Here is a 15,565-nt window from a genome sequence, read left to right as displayed (position 1 = left end):
GATTCGCGAATGCATGCCTCTTTATCTGCATCGGTGAAAGCGACGCCTGCATCTTTTTCGAATTTGAGGGTAAAATTCGCCAATTCGTATTTTGTGGCATGTTCGACCCGTTCAGATGCAGACGGCATGATTACAATGAACGCAACCACCTCAAAGTCATTGATGCCCGCAAATTCGCCAGCCGCGGCATGGGTTCCGCCGGGGGTGAACAGACTGGCCACGGCACGCTCTTCGCGTTTTCCAACAATGGAACCAACAGCTATGGCCAGCGATTTAACGTAAGGAGCCATGTTTTCGCCGAAGCGGGTAGCTTTGTCGAAACGGGCGCAAGCCGCGGCATCCGGTAGGTCACGGCCAATACACTGTTTTTTAAGGCGGTCGAGGATCTGTTTGGCATGGGGATAAGGGAGGAGCACAGAACCTTTCTCCCCCACATGCACCAGGTAATGTGGAGCCAGGGGATACCCGGATCCCATGGCCGATGGCACCGAATCGCCAATAGCCCGCAGGCAAAAAATGACACCAGGCGGGAGGCTTGTGTCGCCATCCATGGCTGTCGTGACAGCGAACGTGCCCAGCGGCAGGTTTTCCAAATCAGCTTGGTGCTCGCGGAGATATCCCGCGAGGTCAATACGGAAGTCCGCCAGGGTCATGTCGGCGATAGAAACCCCGTTGGAGAGGTCCTCCAAATCAATGACGGTTTCTTGGAGTTTTAGGAGCTGCTTACGCCGGTATTCCAGATCATTCATCGGATCACCGGACTGCTGCTCAATGAGGTTTTCCTCGCCCGTGGCGGAGATGTCCAAAAGCACCATGCGGCCGCTTACCCGTTGTTCCAGGTTGATGTATTCCTCCAACTCAATGTTGGGCCAGAAGTTGACCAACTGAATGCAGGTGTTGGCCGAGCCAATGCGGTCGATGCGGCCAAAACGCTGGATGATCCGCACCGGGTTCCAGTGGATGTCGTAATTGACCAGGTAATCGCAGTCTTGGAGGTTTTGCCCCTCGGAAATGCAGTCCGTGGCGATCAAGAGGTCGATTTCACCTTCCTCTGCAAGCTCCGCGGGGCGTTCTTTGGAACGGGGTGAAAACGCGGAAAGGATGCTCCCCAGGTCTTTTGCCAAATTGGGAAGCGTGCTCTGATTGCGCCCCGTTCCCGTCACGATGGCGCTATGGATGCCAAGCGTTTGGTGCGCCCACGGGGCCAGTTGCCGGTAGAGGTATTCCGCCGTGTCGGCGAAGGCCGTGAAAACGATGATTTTGCGGTTGCCCGGATTGATGGGATCCCGGTTCTTCTGTTCGATGACCTGGCGCAGAGCTTCGAGCTTGGCATCGCGGTCGGGAATAATCTGGCAGGCCGCCGAATGGAGCGTGGCAAGACGGTTGCGGTCTTCCAGCAGCTCCTGTTTCCATCGAATCAAGTCAACGTCGCCCAGGAGCACCCGGACTTTGCGCCCCACGAGCAGGCTTTCGAAGATGGGGTCATCGATATCAATGTCGTTGATGTCAATTTCGGAGATGTCCTCTTCGAGCGCCTCGATTTTGGCGAGCATGGCCTCCACATCGGCAAGCTGACGCTTCAAGGTGAGCGCAAAGGAGTTCACGGAACTTTCCATGCGTTTAAGGACGTTCACCCGCAACAACTGAACCAAGCTTTCTTCACGGTCCACCTGATGGAAAAAGCTCTCTCCACCACGGATTCTCGTGCTGTATTTGGCATCGTAGGCGGCCTGCTTGTGCGGAAGCACGTAGCGCAGTGGCGCATACGAACTGAGGTTGAGCCGCCGGATTTCGTTATTGATTTGCCGCACCGAGGGGAACTCGCCTGCACGATCCACATCCGGTTTGATGTTGACCGGTTTTAGCCGCTCCGGGAATCGTCCGGTTTCCTGTGTGCCGTAATACTTTTCAACGTGCTTGCGGGACCGGGCAATGGTGAGAAGGTCGAGCAACTTGAAGTAGTCAAACCCCAGCATGTCGATGAGCCGGTCGGGTTTACGGTCGGTTTCTTGCAGGCCCAGCCAACGGTTGAACTGGATTTGCGCCAGGCGGATGGTGGACTCGATGCTGGGAATTCCGTGGGATTCGAGAGCGGTATCCTCGCCCTCTGTCACGAAGGCGATTTGATTCTTCAAGTCCGCCAAGCGGTTGTTCACCGGAGTGGCCGAAAGCATGAGTACCCGGGTTTTGACCCCTTCCTTGATGATCTGCCGCATGAGGCGGTCGTAGCGGGTTTCGCGGTCGTTGTGAGAGGATTTGTTGCGGAAATTGTGCGACTCGTCGATGACCACGAGGTCGTAATTGCCCCAGTTGACATGGTTCAAGTCGATGTCACCCGACATGCCCCTATCCCGCGAGAGATCTGTGTGGTTCAGGACATCATAATGCAACCGGTCGGCAGCGAGGATGTTGCGTCGGTCGTTGGATTTGTAGAGCGTCCAGTTATCCCGGAGGCGTTTAGGGCAGAGCACGAGAACTCGGTCATTTCTAAGCTCGTAATACTTGATCACGGCTAACGCTTCGAACGTCTTTCCCAGCCCAACGCTATCGGCAATAATGCAGCCTCCTAGACGATCTAGTTTCTCAATCGCTCCCACGACGCCGTCGCGTTGGAACTTGAAGAGCTTTTTCCAAACCACCGCATTGCGGATGCCGGTCGCGGATTTGACGATTCTCTCCTCGTCCAGTTCGCCTTGGTCCTTAAAGAGATGAAAGAGAACCAAATAATAGATGAGGGACGGCTCCTTATGTGCCGTCAGCCTTGCCAGTTCGGCCAGAAGCGCGTTCTTTGCCTCCGCGGACGCGGGCAGTGCGTCCCAGAGAGATGAAAACCAAGTTCCCAACGAGGCGCCCTCTTCGCTATTCTCGGAACACTGAATAATGCCAAACTGACTTCCTGGGGTGATGCCCAATCCGTCACTGGTAAGCGAGCAACTTCCGGTAATGATCCGGTTTTGCGTCGCAATGGGATGCCGGGAAATGATAGCCGCTTGGGGAATCAGCGCTCCCGCTCCGCGCACCTCGACCTTTCGCTGAATCCATTCCGCGCATTGACGAGCTAACCATTGGGTATTGAGGCGATTGCGGAAGGGGCGGTCGGCGTCGTTTCCCAAGAGGCCAACGGTATAGGATTCGGTTGTGGGGAGCACCATCCGGCAATGTTCCACTGAACCAAGGACCTTTTGTAGCTCGGCAAAGGCGAAGAGAGAGAAGGCTGGTGATGCAAAATCTACTGACCCTCCCGGGCCTAGACTTCTTCTGAGTTCGTCGATTACTCTGTCGCCACCAACGTTTTTGATGAGTCTCATGAGGGGGTGTCCGGGTTTGCCGTATTTGTGAGGAATACGCTATCAGCAGAGGAATGAAAATCCATAAACAAAACGGCTGCTAATACGAGCCAGATTTATGCGGAATGTGGAGCGAGAGCAGAACTTTCTTTCTTCTTCGGAAAACCCACATCTAAGTTGCTTAGATATAATGCCTAAACTGCAAAGGAGGGGTCACAACCTTTGGACCACTCGACAGAATCTCTCCGACACTATCTGCAAACCGAAGTGTTACTGGTAATCCATCGGCATACCGGCAAGAATTGTAATTGAGTTTGGTCAAGGCCAGCACGTCTTTCATTACCGTTTCAATATCACATACGCCTCTTATCACGTCGATTCGCAAGGGGCGGGGAGCTTCTCGCCCCGGGTACGTTTGCAGCCGAGGAACCCACCCCCCAGTCCATAATAACCCAGATGTTTCTCTTTGAACCCAAGCGGATCCACGGAGGATTGGATTGTCACTGGGATGATAAACACGGATGTCCGGCTCGCTTTTGATACGGACGCCGACGAGATTCGTTTCTCTTCCAACGGCACCACTAAATCCCTCCCACTCTGTATCATTAAACTCAGTGCGACCATGGAGGAACATCTCCTTTGGAGGTTCTCCATGAGTGCTCCTATATGCTTTCAAAGCGATGGAGAGAATCTCGGATGCGGCGACTTTCGAGAGGTGATAATCCCCTCGTGTGGGATTATACCACGGTCCAACATCCCCTTTGAAAACCACCCCATCGCCAGAATCCAGAAACATTTGAGCTGCACAACAGGCATTCTCTGCCTTTTTGTCGCCAAATACTTGTTTGAAAACAATGCCGATGTAGCAAACACCAGGACGAATAGAACGAAGCTTCCATGGCCGTCCACCAGCTTTATAAAAGACAGCAGAGCTTATGTTCCACGCAATCTCAGATTCAAGTAATGAGAGATCCCGGCGTGGACTCCCATCATCTCGCACGAATTCCCGAAAAGCTATTGTCCCTTCACGAACAATCTGCGTTGGAATCTGACTAGCCAGCAATCGACTTTTTAGCTGGCTGTGAAAATCTGGGTCGTACAAATAGGGAACAGCTTCGTCGTCATATTCTCTGAAAAGGAGAGGCGCATCCTGTCGAGATATAGCTTCCTTAACGCCGATTGCATGAACAGCTTTTTGCTTCTGCGCCGCTGCTATAAGGGAGCGAGGACGGCAGTTTTGATAGATAATCTCGGGGACCACGACAAACCAAAGATCAACGGTTACATCCTGCTCTCTGGTGGCTTCAAGAATTGCGTCTGCATACAGACCGACGGTATTAAAAACGCGGTGATGTTTATCATCGATATTTGCGTTCTTGATAATTTCAGCTTCGGAAATGGTGGTCGTAACATAGGGTTTAGGGTGGCATGGAACACCGAAGGCCGCTTCAAACCCTGGAAAAACAGGACGATTCCGATGTGGCGCAGTAGAAAAAACCGGCTGCTCTAGCCTGGAAAGATAGGCAGATATTCGTCTTATCCCTTCGGTAGTCCCTGCCACGCCAACCCGTATTCCATGAGGTTTTCCTTCATCCAAAGGACCAAACAACGAAAGCCCATCTCGGGGATCCGGCATCCCTTGATTATACCGGAATAGAAGCTGTGGCTCTTCGAAAAAAATCAGCTTATTCATCAGCTTCTCCCGTATAATCAGCGTCCTCTTCCATCGGCCTTATTTCGTAAGGGAGTTTTTCCGTCGGTTGCCTCTCTATTTCCTTATAACTCCGGACCGAATCAAGCGTGATGGGCAGAGCAGAGCAGCGAAGAATGGAGTTGCCGAAAGGAAGTGGTATTGTTCTCCCGTTATCCGATAGGCACGAAATCAAGCAGAGAATACGATCCCTCCAAGCATCATTCCACCAGCTTTTGCATGAAGCTCGTCGAGCAGCATGCTGCTTTGCGTCTGAGTCAAGCAGAGTATTACCATCTTCCGTAAAAACAACATGTGGTTTGATTATCAGAGCTGGAATAGGCGAAAAGATCGGACGTGCCTGAACAGCAAAATGCCAAAATCTGCGTTTTCTGAGGCCATTTACCGATATTCCGTAGCTGCTATACCCAATCAAAGACCGGCGGCGGACTGTCCCGTTCCAGTCGGCAAACGGGAATTCGTACTTTTGCCCATCTTTTTTCCGAAGCCAGAAGCACTCATTTTTTCCCGCGAGTGGATAAGCGCTGAACCCTTGATTTACAGCCAGCCTATGAAAAGCAAACCGCATCATCCAGTAGGCTCTTTTTCGAGCATCATCAATGCTCATACAGATGTCAGGCCACCCCTCGTTTAAGAAAGTCGATAACGTGATTTCGTTCGAATCAACGTAGCCATAAGCAGCAAATATTCGTCGCGTGTCTTCAATATTCGCAGGCGTAATTATACCATCAGCGTAAGGACGGGCTGGGAATGGGATACATTGGTAATCAAACTTTGTTGGCACCGTTCGCCTAAAACGATGGAACCATAATTTGATAGGCGCATCAGTTAGCGGGAAAATATTCGATATATGGGTTTGGGAGCCTTCTGACACGCCTTCACTTGCAGAGAAGCGATGCGTCCACCACTCCGTGACTCGTTCCTGGGGATTTGGCTCCCTGTAAATTTGCGCTCGTTCGAGAACTCGAATTACCGCACTTAGGCCACCAGCCCATCCTGTATCAAATCGGATGATGTTGACTTCTGAACTGAGTCCGCTGGGGAACGAACTGAAGGGAGTGTCATCCAATTTGAGGGGAACGAGGATATCCAGCCCTGTGGTTGCCTCTGCTTTTTGGGCAAGGCTTAGCTCGCGCAGAACACCTGTCTTTCGAGGATCTAAGGAAGCCTTTGACCCACAAAAGAGTACCTTTGCAGCATGTCGGGAAATCGCTTCTTCGATGTCTTTCCAAAACTTCTCCCCGCCAATAAGTTGTTCGACATCCGCCCAAACCACGTACCCTGCAGCGGCGAGTTTTACTGCTAACCAACGAGCAAAATCGTTGTCTTCTGGTGTTGCGTGGCTTACGAAGACGAGTTTGCGAATTGTCTCCCCATTACGACTGATTTCCTTATCAGAAAGCATATTATAAACTCGTGATGCGCAGATTAGGGGTATCCCTCATCGGACCACTAAAAAAGCTTAAAGTGTCGCGATGGTGCCAAAAGGCTCAAACGCCGTTCGGATTTGCCCCGAACTGTCACTGATTTCGTTGTAATTGGGCGTGGGCCTCGTCACCTTTTGCTCAATCCGGCTGACCGTAATCCCCGAGAAAACGCTGTTTATCCGAAGCTTTTGTGGACTCCTGAGGACAAATACGGACAAAGCACGGAGCAAAAATTCCGTAGCAATTTCGTAGCTGTGTTTTGTTGGGTATTGCTACGCGAGCGGCGTAAGCAACGTAGAATCAGATACTTAAAACTGGAGCCAATGACGAGATTCGAACTCGTGACCTGCTGATTACGAATCAGCTGCTCTACCAACTGAGCTACATTGGCTTTTCTCGTTTTGTTCGGTCTTTGGTGACCGCCGAAGAGCCAATACGTTTCACATTCTTTCCGCTAAAACGCAAGCGGATTCTTCGCCTGTAAGGCGTTTCCGCTGCGTGGCCAGAAGCTCTGGGTGTCCGCTCGGCTCTTGCGTTGCCGCGCTGCTGCGTTATTGGCCGTCCCAGAATTCGCGTATTTTTTCGCCGCTGTGCCGTAGGGTGCGCCCGGTGGCTTCGGAAAAGTTGATGAGGCGGGCTTTTAATCCGCCGGTGGCGGCCCATTCGCTTTTGCCTGCGGTGCTTTCAAAGGTTCTTCCAAGGACGACGCCGGTGTCGGCGGCGATGGTGATGCTGCCGATGGTGTGTTTATCTTGGTCGAGGAGCTGGATGATCCAGATGGGTTTGCCGTTGTCGCCACGCCGTAGCAGGTAGTCGGCGGCGTAGAAGCCTTCCAGGCGGCTGTTGCGTACTTCGTTTTCGGCAACGCTAAAGGCGCCTTCGCTGTCGAGGTTGAGTTTGGCAAAGTTGAGGACGGCTCCCTCGGGTTGTCCGCTGTATTCTTTGACGGGGGTGCGCTCGGAGATGATTCGGTTTTTGGCGACTTCGAGCTCGCGGACGCCGCCCCGGGCGGCGGGGTCGTTGAGGACGATGATCCAGGAGGTCGGTTGCGGGGTGCCGTTGCGGCCTTTGACTTCGACGACGTTGTTGAGGTCGGTCTGCGAGCGCTGTGCGCCGATGGTTCGCAGGGCTTGGTAGGCGGTGTCGCGGCCAAAGGCGGTGGGAGCCAGGGGTAGCAGCAGCATTGCGAATAGCAGGGCGGGTCTCATAGCGGCAAAGATGCCTTTGTGATGCGCTGTTTTCCAGTCGATTTTTCGGGCGGTTTGATGGTATGGATGGGGGCGGACAATGAGCGCGAAGATGGATGACATAAAGCGGATTTTTGCTTGTGAGCCTGCGGCTTTGGCGGAGGTGCGTACTTTTGTTCGCGCGTTCTTGGATCAAGAGAAGGTTGAGAAGGAGGAGGCGGAGTTGCTGGTGTTGGGGATTAATGAGGCTTATGCGAATGTGATCCGGCACTCGGGTGGGGCGGAGGAGGTGGTGGAGGTTTCGTGTGTGCGGGAGGGGGAAACCCTGAGGTTTCGTTTGCGCGATTTTGGGGTGAATCCGGCGGACCCTGCGCGGTTCCGGCGGCGGCCGCTGGAGGAGGTGGCGCCGGGGGGGCTCGGGCTGCACTTGATTGAGCGGGTGTTTGACGCGGTGGTGTACCGGCCCCAGACGCCGGGGACGGAGCTGGAGCTGACGAAGGTGGTTCCGGCGGCTCGGACGGTCTGATTATCGCTTGGCTCTGGCGGCTTGTTTGCAGGCTTGCAGGTCGAGTTTGCCGCTGGGCATCAGGGGGATGGTGTCGAGACGTTTGACGATTTTGGGGATCCAGAGGGGGGGGACGCCGCGCTCGAGGAGCTGGGAGCGCAGCGCGGGGAGGTCGATGTCGAGGGTGCTTAGGAGGATGATGGCTTCGCCTTTGTTGGTGTCGGGGATGCCGACGATGCAGATGATGCGGATATCGGTGCCTTCTTTGCCGAGGGCCGCTAGGATTTTGGCTTCGAGGGCTTCGTGGGGGACCATTTCTCCGGCGATTTTGGAGAATCGGGCGACGCGGCCTTCGATGTAGAGGAAGCCGTCTTCGTCGAAGCGGCCGAGGTCGCCGGTGTTGAACCATCCGTCTACGAGGACTTCGGCGGTGCGGGCGGGGGCGTTGAGGTAGCCTTCGAAGATGTTGGGGCCTTTGACCCAGAGCATGCCGGTTTCGTGGCACTGGAGGGGGCGGCCGGTTTCCGGGTCGCGGATCTGGCCTGCCATGCCGGGGGCCATTTTGCCGACGGAGCCGGGGCGCGAGGAGGGCTGGACTTCGTCTTCGGGCTTGGATTTGGGGGGCTCGGGGAGGTTGACGGAGATGACGGGGGCGGTTTCGGTGAGGCCGTAGCCTTCCATGACTTCTTTGCCGAATTTCTCGCGAAAGGCGTTGGCGACGTCACGCGGGAGTTTTTCGGCTCCGGTGACGACGAGGTCGACGGAGGCGAGTTGCTCGGGGGTGGCTTTGCGCAGGTAGCCGCGCAGGAAGGTGGGGGTGGCGAGGATGACGGTGATTTGGTGTTTTTGGATGAGTTCGGCGTTTTTTTCGGCGTCGAGCGGGTTCGGGTAGGTCACCATTTTGATGCGCTCGATGAGCGGGAACCAGAGGGTGACGGTGCAGCCGAAGGAGTGGAAGAAGGGCAGGGAGGCGAGGAGGCCGTCGCTGGGGGTGAGGTTGAGGAGTTCGCCGAATTGGGCGACGTTGGCGAGGAGGTTGCGGTGGCTTAGGACGACGCCTTTGGGGTCGCCGCCGGAGCCGCTGGTGAAGAGGACGACGGCTTCGTTGTGGTTGCCGACACGGGGGATTTCCAGCAGGGGGGCGAGGACCCACCAGGGGGTGACGGCGACGATGGCGCGCCAGAGGAGGATGCGCGGCTTGAGTGGGGGGAGGATTTCGTCGAGGAGGAGGACTTTTTCGGGAAGAGGGAGGTCGCCAAAGCGTTTCAGGACGGGGGTGGCGGTGAGGAGGTGCTGGAGGTCGCCGGTCTTGATGGAAGACTGCATGGCGGCTTTCCCGGCGGTGAAGTTGAGGTTGACGGGGACTTTGTTGGCCAGTGTGACGGCCAGGTTGGCGATGACGGCGGCGCGGCCTGGCGGGAACATGATGGCGATGCGTTTTTTTTCGCAATGCGCTTTGAGGTGCCGGGCTAGGACGATGGCGGCGGCGAGCACGGTGCCGCGGCTGGTATGGGAGCCGTCCATGCCGTCGACGACGACGGTTTCAAATTGATGGTGCTTGAGGCCGCGCAGGCAGGCCATGGCGAGGTGGCCGTTAAGAAGCGGGCGCTGCTGGTAGGCGCGTTCGCCGATTTGGAGCATCTGCTCGCGCAGGCGGGTGATGTCGGCGCGGTCGTAGGGCAGCGGTTCGCCGAAAAAGACGGTGACGGGGTAGGGGAGACGCTTGGGGAGTTTTTTAAAGAAGCGTTTGCCCTGGAAGGAGAAGATGGAGCCCCAAAGCTGGTCGAGCCAGACGGGGACGACGGGGCACTCGGCGGCGTGGGCGATGACTTCGTAGCCTCGGCGTAGCCGCAGGAGCATGCCGGTGCGGGAGAGTTCGCCCTCGGGAAAGATGCAGACGATTTCGCCCTCGCGGACTAGCGCTGAAGCCTGGCGCAGGGCGTCTTTGGCTTTGCGCGAGGAGATGGGGATGGCGCGCAGGAGTTTGAAGAGCGGGTGGAGGAGGGGGTGGCGGTAGTAAGGTTCGTAAACCAGGAACCGGATGGGGCGGGGGCAGGCTGCTTGGAGAACGACGGCGTTGACCCAGGTGACGTGGTTGGGTACGAGGAGGCACCCGCCCGAGGGCAGGGTTTCCAGTCCGCTGATGTGGAGCCGATAAACCGTGCGTACGAGCAGTTCGGCAAGTTTGAGCAGCGAACTCTTACTAGACATGGAACCGGGAAATCTACGCGGAATTTCCTGCCGGGTCTAGTAAAGAACTGGGGGTGGGGTGGATGGGGCTTTGGGGGATTCGGATTGCCTGGATTTGAGAGGCGGGGCTTCGGATTGGTTACCGGATGGGATTGTAGGCGGCGTAGGTTATGGCGAGGGATGAGGGGTGGGGCGGCAGGCAGGTTGTAGTGCGTGCGGAACGGTAGGTGGCAACAGGCTCGAGCGATACGAGGCGGGGCTGAGGGTACGAGGTCCCCGGGTGGCTGGGGCCGTAGGCTGCGTAGGTCATGTCGAGCGAAGAGGGGTGGGGGCAGATCGTCTGGGTGGGCGTGCAGGAGCTTGTTTGGTAAATTTTGGTCTGGATGATTTTCGCTCGCGCCGGTTCCAGCCGGACTTTGTAAGTGTGGCATCCACTAGCCATGGCCAGGCTCGCTGCTGCGACGGTAAACACGGCGGTTATCAATGGGATCATCGGTTTCATAGCGTCTTTCTTCTCTGGGCGGTTTCGGGCCACCGGAAGGATTTGGCTGTGCGATGACTGAAAGCCTCAAAGCCTCCTCATTTGAGAGAATGGGGTAGGTGTCATTGATTGACTGAATTCTTTTATCTGTAAGAAATTGTCGCCTGTCCCCTTTTCTCTGCACCAAACAGCATCAGAAACTCGGCCCGCACACAAAATTTCGAATACTGCCGTCAATATGCGCTCTGGCTTGATATTTCTTAATTTATTCATGGTCGCAACTATGCTTGTTGCGATTTTGATTCAGAACCAAAAGATTACCTCGAGATACATTCTAGGGTACCTTGCGGCGATTGTTGTTGCGAATTGCGTTAGCTACGTAGTGCTTAAATTTATTTTTAAGAAGTGACTCTGTTTTACCTTTGGTTTTCTTTGGCGGTATTTTTCTTCACGCCTCAGTCTGGAAAACGAATGTTCTCTCGTGAGTGCTGTGTAGCTTTGGGGAACCGTGCTTTTCGTCTGGTTTTCCTACCACGCAAAGCCTCAATTCATAGCCCAGCTACTTCCTGACTTTCCTGAGTTCCTGATAATATCGGCTATTCAGGCGGCAGGCAGCGGCGGACGTCCCAGGCGTTGGCTTCAAGGAGGGCTTCAGCTTCCGTTCGGGGCAGGCCGCGTAGGGCGCTGACTAAGCGGATGGCCCGGTCCCGCAGCTTGGCGTTGGTGACGGCGACGTTGGCCATCAAGTTGCCGTGGACTTTGCCCAGCTTCACCATGGTCGCTGTGGAGAGGATGTTGAGGGCGCACTTGGTTGCGGTGCCTGCTTTGAGCCGGGTGGAGCCGGTGACGAGTTCCGGGCCGGTGGGGAGGTCGATTTCCACGTCCCATGCCGCGCCGTCGTGCCGCCGGGCTGGGTTGCAGGCGAGGAGCAGGGTGCGGGCTCCGAGGGTGCGGGCTTGGGCGAGTGCGCCGAGGACGAAGGGGGTGCGGCCACTGGCGGTGATGCCGCAGACGACGTCCTGGGGGCGGACTCCGCGTTCCACGATGGCTAGGGCCCCGGCTTCGCGTTGGTCCTCGGCTCCTTCGGCTGCCCGGTAGAGGGCGCCGACGCCGCCTGCGATGATGGCTTGGATGCGCTCCGGGTTTTCGCCAAAGGTGGGCGGGATTTCGCTGGCGTCCAGCACGCCGAGCCGTCCGCTGGTTCCCGCGCCGACGTAGAAGAGGCGGCCACCCCGGCGCAGGCTGTCGGTGACGATTTCCACGGCTTCGACCAGGGGATTTCGCGCTGCGGCGAGGGCTTCGCTGACGCGGTTTTCCTCGCTTAAAAAGAGATCGACGATTTGCGGGGTGCTCATGGAGTCGAGGCCTTCGGAGGCGGGGTTGCGCTGTTCGGTGAGCGCGCCTGCGAGTTCGGTGAGGTCGATTTCCGGCTTTGTTTCGGGCGGGGTGGGCACGGGAACGCTTCCCTCGGCGGCCAGCCAGAGGGAGCCGACGGCTCCGGACTCGGTGCAGACGCTGACGGGGGCCTGGGCGTAGGGGCTTTCCGCGATGCGGCGGGTGAAGCGCTCGACGTATTCTGGGTGGTGCACGAAGATGCCGCCCTGGAGGCGGATCTCGGGCGCGGTGTCGAAGCCGAGCCGCCGGATGGTGGCGCAGGCGCCGTCGGCGAGCGCGGCGGCCCCCCGGTCGAGGATGGCGCTGATTTCCTGGTCGCCCTGGGCTGCGGCTTGGAAGAGGACGGGGGCGAGCTTGGCGACGGACATTTTGTCGGCTTCTTCGGCCCAGTGGACCAGTTCTTCGACCCGGTTGAGGGCGAGGGCGGAAAGGATGGCTTCGCCCGGGCCCGCGACGCGGCGGGTGAGGTCGTAGGTCCAGAGGACGTGGCGTAGGGCCTGGACGGCGAGGTGGTAGCCGCTGCCGATATCGCCCAGGAGCTGGCCCCAGCCGCCTGCTTTTTCAAACCGGAGGCCCCGGCGCGCGGTGATGGCGGAGCCGGTTCCTGCGATGACGGCCACGCCGTCGCGGTCTCCGAAGGCGGCGGCAAAGCCAGACTCGCGGTCGCCCCCAATGACTGTTTTGGCTTGGGGCCAGACGGTGGAGACGATGGCTGAAAGGCGTTTGCGGTCGGCTTCGTTGGCGCATCCGGCCAGGAAGACGCCTACGTGCGTGGCGTCGGCGGGCAGGACGCTCAAGAGGGTTTCCAGCGAGGTGTTGTCAATCAGCCTCAGGTTGGCTGCCGGGAGCACGCCGCCACGGGTGACGCCCCCGGGTTCGTCTCTGTAGATCCACTCCGTTTTGGTTCCTCCGCCCTCGATGCCCAGCACGCGTTTCATCACTTGAAACTTGCGCCCGAAAGGGCGATCCGGCAACTGCTCAAAAAGCTTGTTTTCAATCAGGGGAAACCTGTCTAGTGTTTAGGGCGCCTCTACGCGTTTCCCGCAATGAACCTTTCCCGTTTTCAACAAATCGCCAATCGTTTTTCCGGAATGACCCTCCTCGTCGTGGGGGATATCATGCTCGATGAATTTATCTGGGGCCGTGTGAAGCGGATCTCCCCGGAAGCGCCTGTGCCGGTGGTCGAGGTGGATCGGGAGACGCGTTATCCCGGCGGCGCGGCCAACGTGGCGCGCAACCTGAGCGGTTTCGCCAAGACGGTTCATTTGCTGGGCCTCATCGGGGCGAATGACCATGCGCTGCACCTGAAAAACCTCCTTGCCGCCGACGGCATCCGGCTTGACTGCTTGGTGGAGGACCCGAATTACCAGACCATTGTTAAAACGCGCATCATCGCCCGCAACCAGCAGGTGGTCCGGGTGGACCGCGAGCGCAGGACCGGCCTGACCGCGTTGCAAATGACGGCGGTGCTGGAGCGCCTGGGGGCGTTGATTGACGAAATCGACGGGGTCATCATTGAGGATTACGCCAAGGGGCTGCTGAACCAGGAACTCGTGGATGCCATTATTTCGCTGGCCCGGCAGGCGGGGAAAATCGTCACCGTTGACCCCAACCCGAACAATCGGCTGATCTGGAAACGGGTGGATACCGTCAAACCGAACCGGATGGAGGCCTTTGCCGCCGCCGGACTGCCGCCTTCCGACCCGGTTGAACCGGCTATTGAGGACAAGGAGCTGCTCAAGGCGGGCGAGGTGCTGCTGGAGCGCTGGGATACGGCGAGCCTGCTGGTGACGTTGAGCGAGCAGGGCATTATGCTTTTCCAGCGCGACGAGGCTCCGTTTCACATTCCCACGCTGGCCAAGGAGGTCTATGACGTTTCCGGCGCGGGCGATACGACCATCGCGCTCTATACGCTGGCGCTCTGCTCGGGGGCCACGGCGCGGGAGGCGGCGTTGATCGCCAACCATGCGGCGGGCGTCGTCGTCGGCAAGCTCGGCACGGCTACGCTGACGCTGGAGGAGTTGCAGGGTAGTTTTGTGGAGGAATCGGCGTGAGTTCGTTGAGGCCCGCCGTGTTTTTGGACCGCGACGGCACCCTCATGGAGGAGGTTAACTACTGTGCCGATCCGGCGCTGGTCCGGGTGTTCCCTTGTACGGGGGAGGCGCTCCGGGAGCTGAACCGCAACGGGTTTCTCTGCGTGATTATCACCAACCAGGCGGGTATCGGGCGCGGCTACTTCACTGAAGCCCAATACCGGGCCGTGCAGGCGGAGCTGATCCGGCAGATCGACGAGGAGCCCGTCTCCGCGTCTTCTTCGGCCATCGCCGCCACCTATTTCTGCCCAGACGCCCCCTCCACCCCCTCGGTTCGCCGGAAACCGGAGCCGGGAATGGTGCTCGAAGCGGCTCGGGACCTGGGCATTGACCTCGCGCGCTCCTGGTTCGTGGGGGATAAGCGGGCCGATGTCGAATGCGGTCAACGGGCGGGGACCCGGACGGTTTTGGTCGAGACCGGGTACGGCTGCCAGGAGGTGGCCGCGGGGGTTTCCCCTAATTTTATCGCAAAAGATATTGTCGCGGCGGTAGCCCTTATCTTACAGAATAAGGATGCCAGCATCTAAGAGCGCCGTCGCCGCCATTTTGCCTGCCCGTTGGGGTTCCACCCGGTTTCCCGGGAAATCCCTCCATGTCATCGCGGGCAAACCGCTCATCCAGCATGTCTGGGAGCGCACGCTGAAGGCAAAGGCCATTTCCCGGGTCATCGTGGCCACGGACGATATGCGCATCGCCGAGGCCGCGTTTGCCTTTGGCGCGGAGGTCTCCATTACCTCCCCGAAACACCGCAGCGGAACGGACCGCATTGCCGAGGTGGCCAAAAAGCTGAAGGGGATCACGCACGTTCTCAACGTCCAGGGGGACGAGCCGCTGGTCGATCCCGCGCTCCTTAACCGCCTGGCCAAGACGCTGACCGCCGATCCCAAGCTCGACATGATCACCGCCGCTAATCCGTTCGGGCCGGACGATGACGTGGCGAACCCCAACGCCGTCAAGGTGGTCCTCCGGCGCGATGGCGACGCCCTCTATTTTTCCCGCAGCCCGATTCCTTTCATCCGCGATGCCGGGGGCTCCGCGCCGTTCTACCGGCACCAGGGGATCTACGGTTATTCGCTCCGCTTTCTCCTCCAGTTCGTCAAATGGAAGCCCAGCTTGCTTGAAAAAGCCGAGCAGCTGGAGCAACTCCGAGCCCTTGAAAACGGCGCGCGCATCCGCGTGCTCATCACCAAACACGCTTCAGTCGGGGTCGATACCCCCGGCGACGTACAAGCCGTTGAAAAAATCCTGCGAAAAAGCGCAAAATCCGCGTAACCTTCCCACCAACACCT

General features: G+C 57.7%; 10 protein-coding genes, 1 tRNA gene and 1 pseudogene. 4 read left to right on the top strand and 8 right to left on the bottom strand.

What is annotated here, in order from left to right; all coding sequences use genetic code 11:
* Positions 1–113 precede the first annotated feature (113 nt).
* From B2828_RS00990 to B2828_RS00970, 5 genes and pseudogenes are all read right to left on the bottom strand, one after another.
* Positions 114–3,308, bottom strand: a pseudogene (locus tag B2828_RS00990) (helicase-related protein); the annotation flags it as partial.
* Between the two features lie 160 nt (positions 3,309–3,468).
* On the bottom strand, positions 3,469–4,980 hold the full coding sequence (locus B2828_RS00985; protein ID WP_479631808.1) for an argonaute/piwi family protein: 1,512 nt from the start codon (positions 4,978–4,980) through the stop codon (positions 3,469–3,471).
* Entirely contained in the window at positions 4,973–6,403 is a 1,431-nt protein-coding gene (locus tag B2828_RS00980; protein ID WP_479631807.1) for a toll/interleukin-1 receptor domain-containing protein, read from the bottom strand. The genes B2828_RS00985 and B2828_RS00980 overlap by 8 nt, the downstream gene beginning before the upstream one ends.
* 337 nt (positions 6,404–6,740) lie before the next feature.
* Positions 6,741–6,816 (bottom strand) — tRNA-Thr (locus B2828_RS00975).
* 160 nt (positions 6,817–6,976) lie between these two features.
* Entirely contained in the window at positions 6,977–7,633 is a 657-nt protein-coding gene (locus tag B2828_RS00970) for a hypothetical protein (RefSeq protein WP_479631806.1), read from the bottom strand.
* Between the two features lie 79 nt (positions 7,634–7,712).
* On the opposite strand from B2828_RS00970, the gene B2828_RS00965 reads away from it, so the two are divergent.
* The gene (locus B2828_RS00965; protein ID WP_479631805.1) at positions 7,713–8,138 is read left to right on the top strand and encodes an ATP-binding protein; all 426 of its coding nucleotides are present in this window, start codon (positions 7,713–7,715) and stop codon (positions 8,136–8,138) included.
* Here the strand turns inward: B2828_RS00965 and B2828_RS00960 are convergent, their stop codons facing one another.
* The 3 genes from B2828_RS00960 to murQ form a co-directional block, all read right to left on the bottom strand.
* Positions 8,139–10,328 (bottom strand): AMP-binding protein, encoded by a 2,190-nt coding sequence (locus tag B2828_RS00960; RefSeq protein WP_479631804.1) that lies wholly within the window; start codon positions 10,326–10,328, stop codon positions 8,139–8,141. It abuts the gene before it with no gap.
* 118 nt (positions 10,329–10,446) lie between these two features.
* Positions 10,447–10,809 carry a hypothetical protein gene (locus tag B2828_RS00955; protein WP_479631803.1) on the bottom strand — a complete coding sequence of 121 codons (363 nt, stop codon included), beginning with the start codon at positions 10,807–10,809 and terminating at the stop codon, positions 10,447–10,449.
* Positions 10,810–11,384: 575 nt separating this feature from the next.
* Positions 11,385–13,121, bottom strand: coding sequence for an N-acetylmuramic acid 6-phosphate etherase (gene murQ, locus B2828_RS00950; RefSeq protein WP_479631802.1), 1,737 nt, complete (start codon positions 13,119–13,121; stop codon positions 11,385–11,387).
* 108 nt (positions 13,122–13,229) lie between these two features.
* On the opposite strand from murQ, the gene rfaE1 reads away from it, so the two are divergent.
* From rfaE1 to kdsB, 3 genes are read left to right on the top strand one after another with little or no spacing between them, the layout of a single operon-like run.
* Entirely contained in the window at positions 13,230–14,237 is a 1,008-nt protein-coding gene (gene rfaE1 / locus B2828_RS00945; protein ID WP_479631801.1) for a D-glycero-beta-D-manno-heptose-7-phosphate kinase, read from the top strand.
* A complete protein-coding gene (locus tag B2828_RS00940) occupies positions 14,234–14,803 on the top strand; it encodes a D-glycero-alpha-D-manno-heptose-1,7-bisphosphate 7-phosphatase (protein ID WP_479631800.1) in 570 nt (189 codons plus the stop codon). Before rfaE1 ends, B2828_RS00940 begins: the two co-directional genes overlap by 4 nt.
* Positions 14,790–15,548 (top strand): 3-deoxy-manno-octulosonate cytidylyltransferase, encoded by a 759-nt coding sequence (kdsB, locus tag B2828_RS00935; protein WP_479631799.1) that lies wholly within the window; start codon positions 14,790–14,792, stop codon positions 15,546–15,548. Before B2828_RS00940 ends, kdsB begins: the two co-directional genes overlap by 14 nt.
* Positions 15,549–15,565 lie beyond the last annotated feature (17 nt).

This window comes from Spartobacteria bacterium UBA695 (assembly GCA_002298145.1).
Lineage (GTDB): Bacteria > Verrucomicrobiota > Verrucomicrobiia > Chthoniobacterales > Chthoniobacteraceae > UBA695.
The sequence above is the reverse complement of the archived record's forward strand: the minus strand, read 5'-3'. Positions and strand labels throughout refer to the sequence as shown.

Coding starts and splice junctions, on each gene's coding strand:
- B2828_RS00985 (WP_479631808.1), bottom strand. CDS start 4,980: ATGAATAAGCTGATTTTTTTCGAAGAGCCACAGCTTCTATTCCGGTAT.
- B2828_RS00980 (WP_479631807.1), bottom strand. CDS start 6,403: ATGCTTTCTGATAAGGAAATCAGTCGTAATGGGGAGACAATTCGCAAA.
- B2828_RS00970 (WP_479631806.1), bottom strand. CDS start 7,633: ATGAGACCCGCCCTGCTATTCGCAATGCTGCTGCTACCCCTGGCTCCC.
- B2828_RS00965 (WP_479631805.1), top strand. CDS start 7,713: ATGAGCGCGAAGATGGATGACATAAAGCGGATTTTTGCTTGTGAGCCT.
- B2828_RS00960 (WP_479631804.1), bottom strand. CDS start 10,328: ATGTCTAGTAAGAGTTCGCTGCTCAAACTTGCCGAACTGCTCGTACGC.
- B2828_RS00955 (WP_479631803.1), bottom strand. CDS start 10,809: ATGAAACCGATGATCCCATTGATAACCGCCGTGTTTACCGTCGCAGCA.
- murQ (WP_479631802.1), bottom strand. CDS start 13,121: ATGAAACGCGTGCTGGGCATCGAGGGCGGAGGAACCAAAACGGAGTGG.
- rfaE1 (WP_479631801.1), top strand. CDS start 13,230: ATGAACCTTTCCCGTTTTCAACAAATCGCCAATCGTTTTTCCGGAATG.
- kdsB (WP_479631799.1), top strand. CDS start 14,790: ATGCCAGCATCTAAGAGCGCCGTCGCCGCCATTTTGCCTGCCCGTTGG.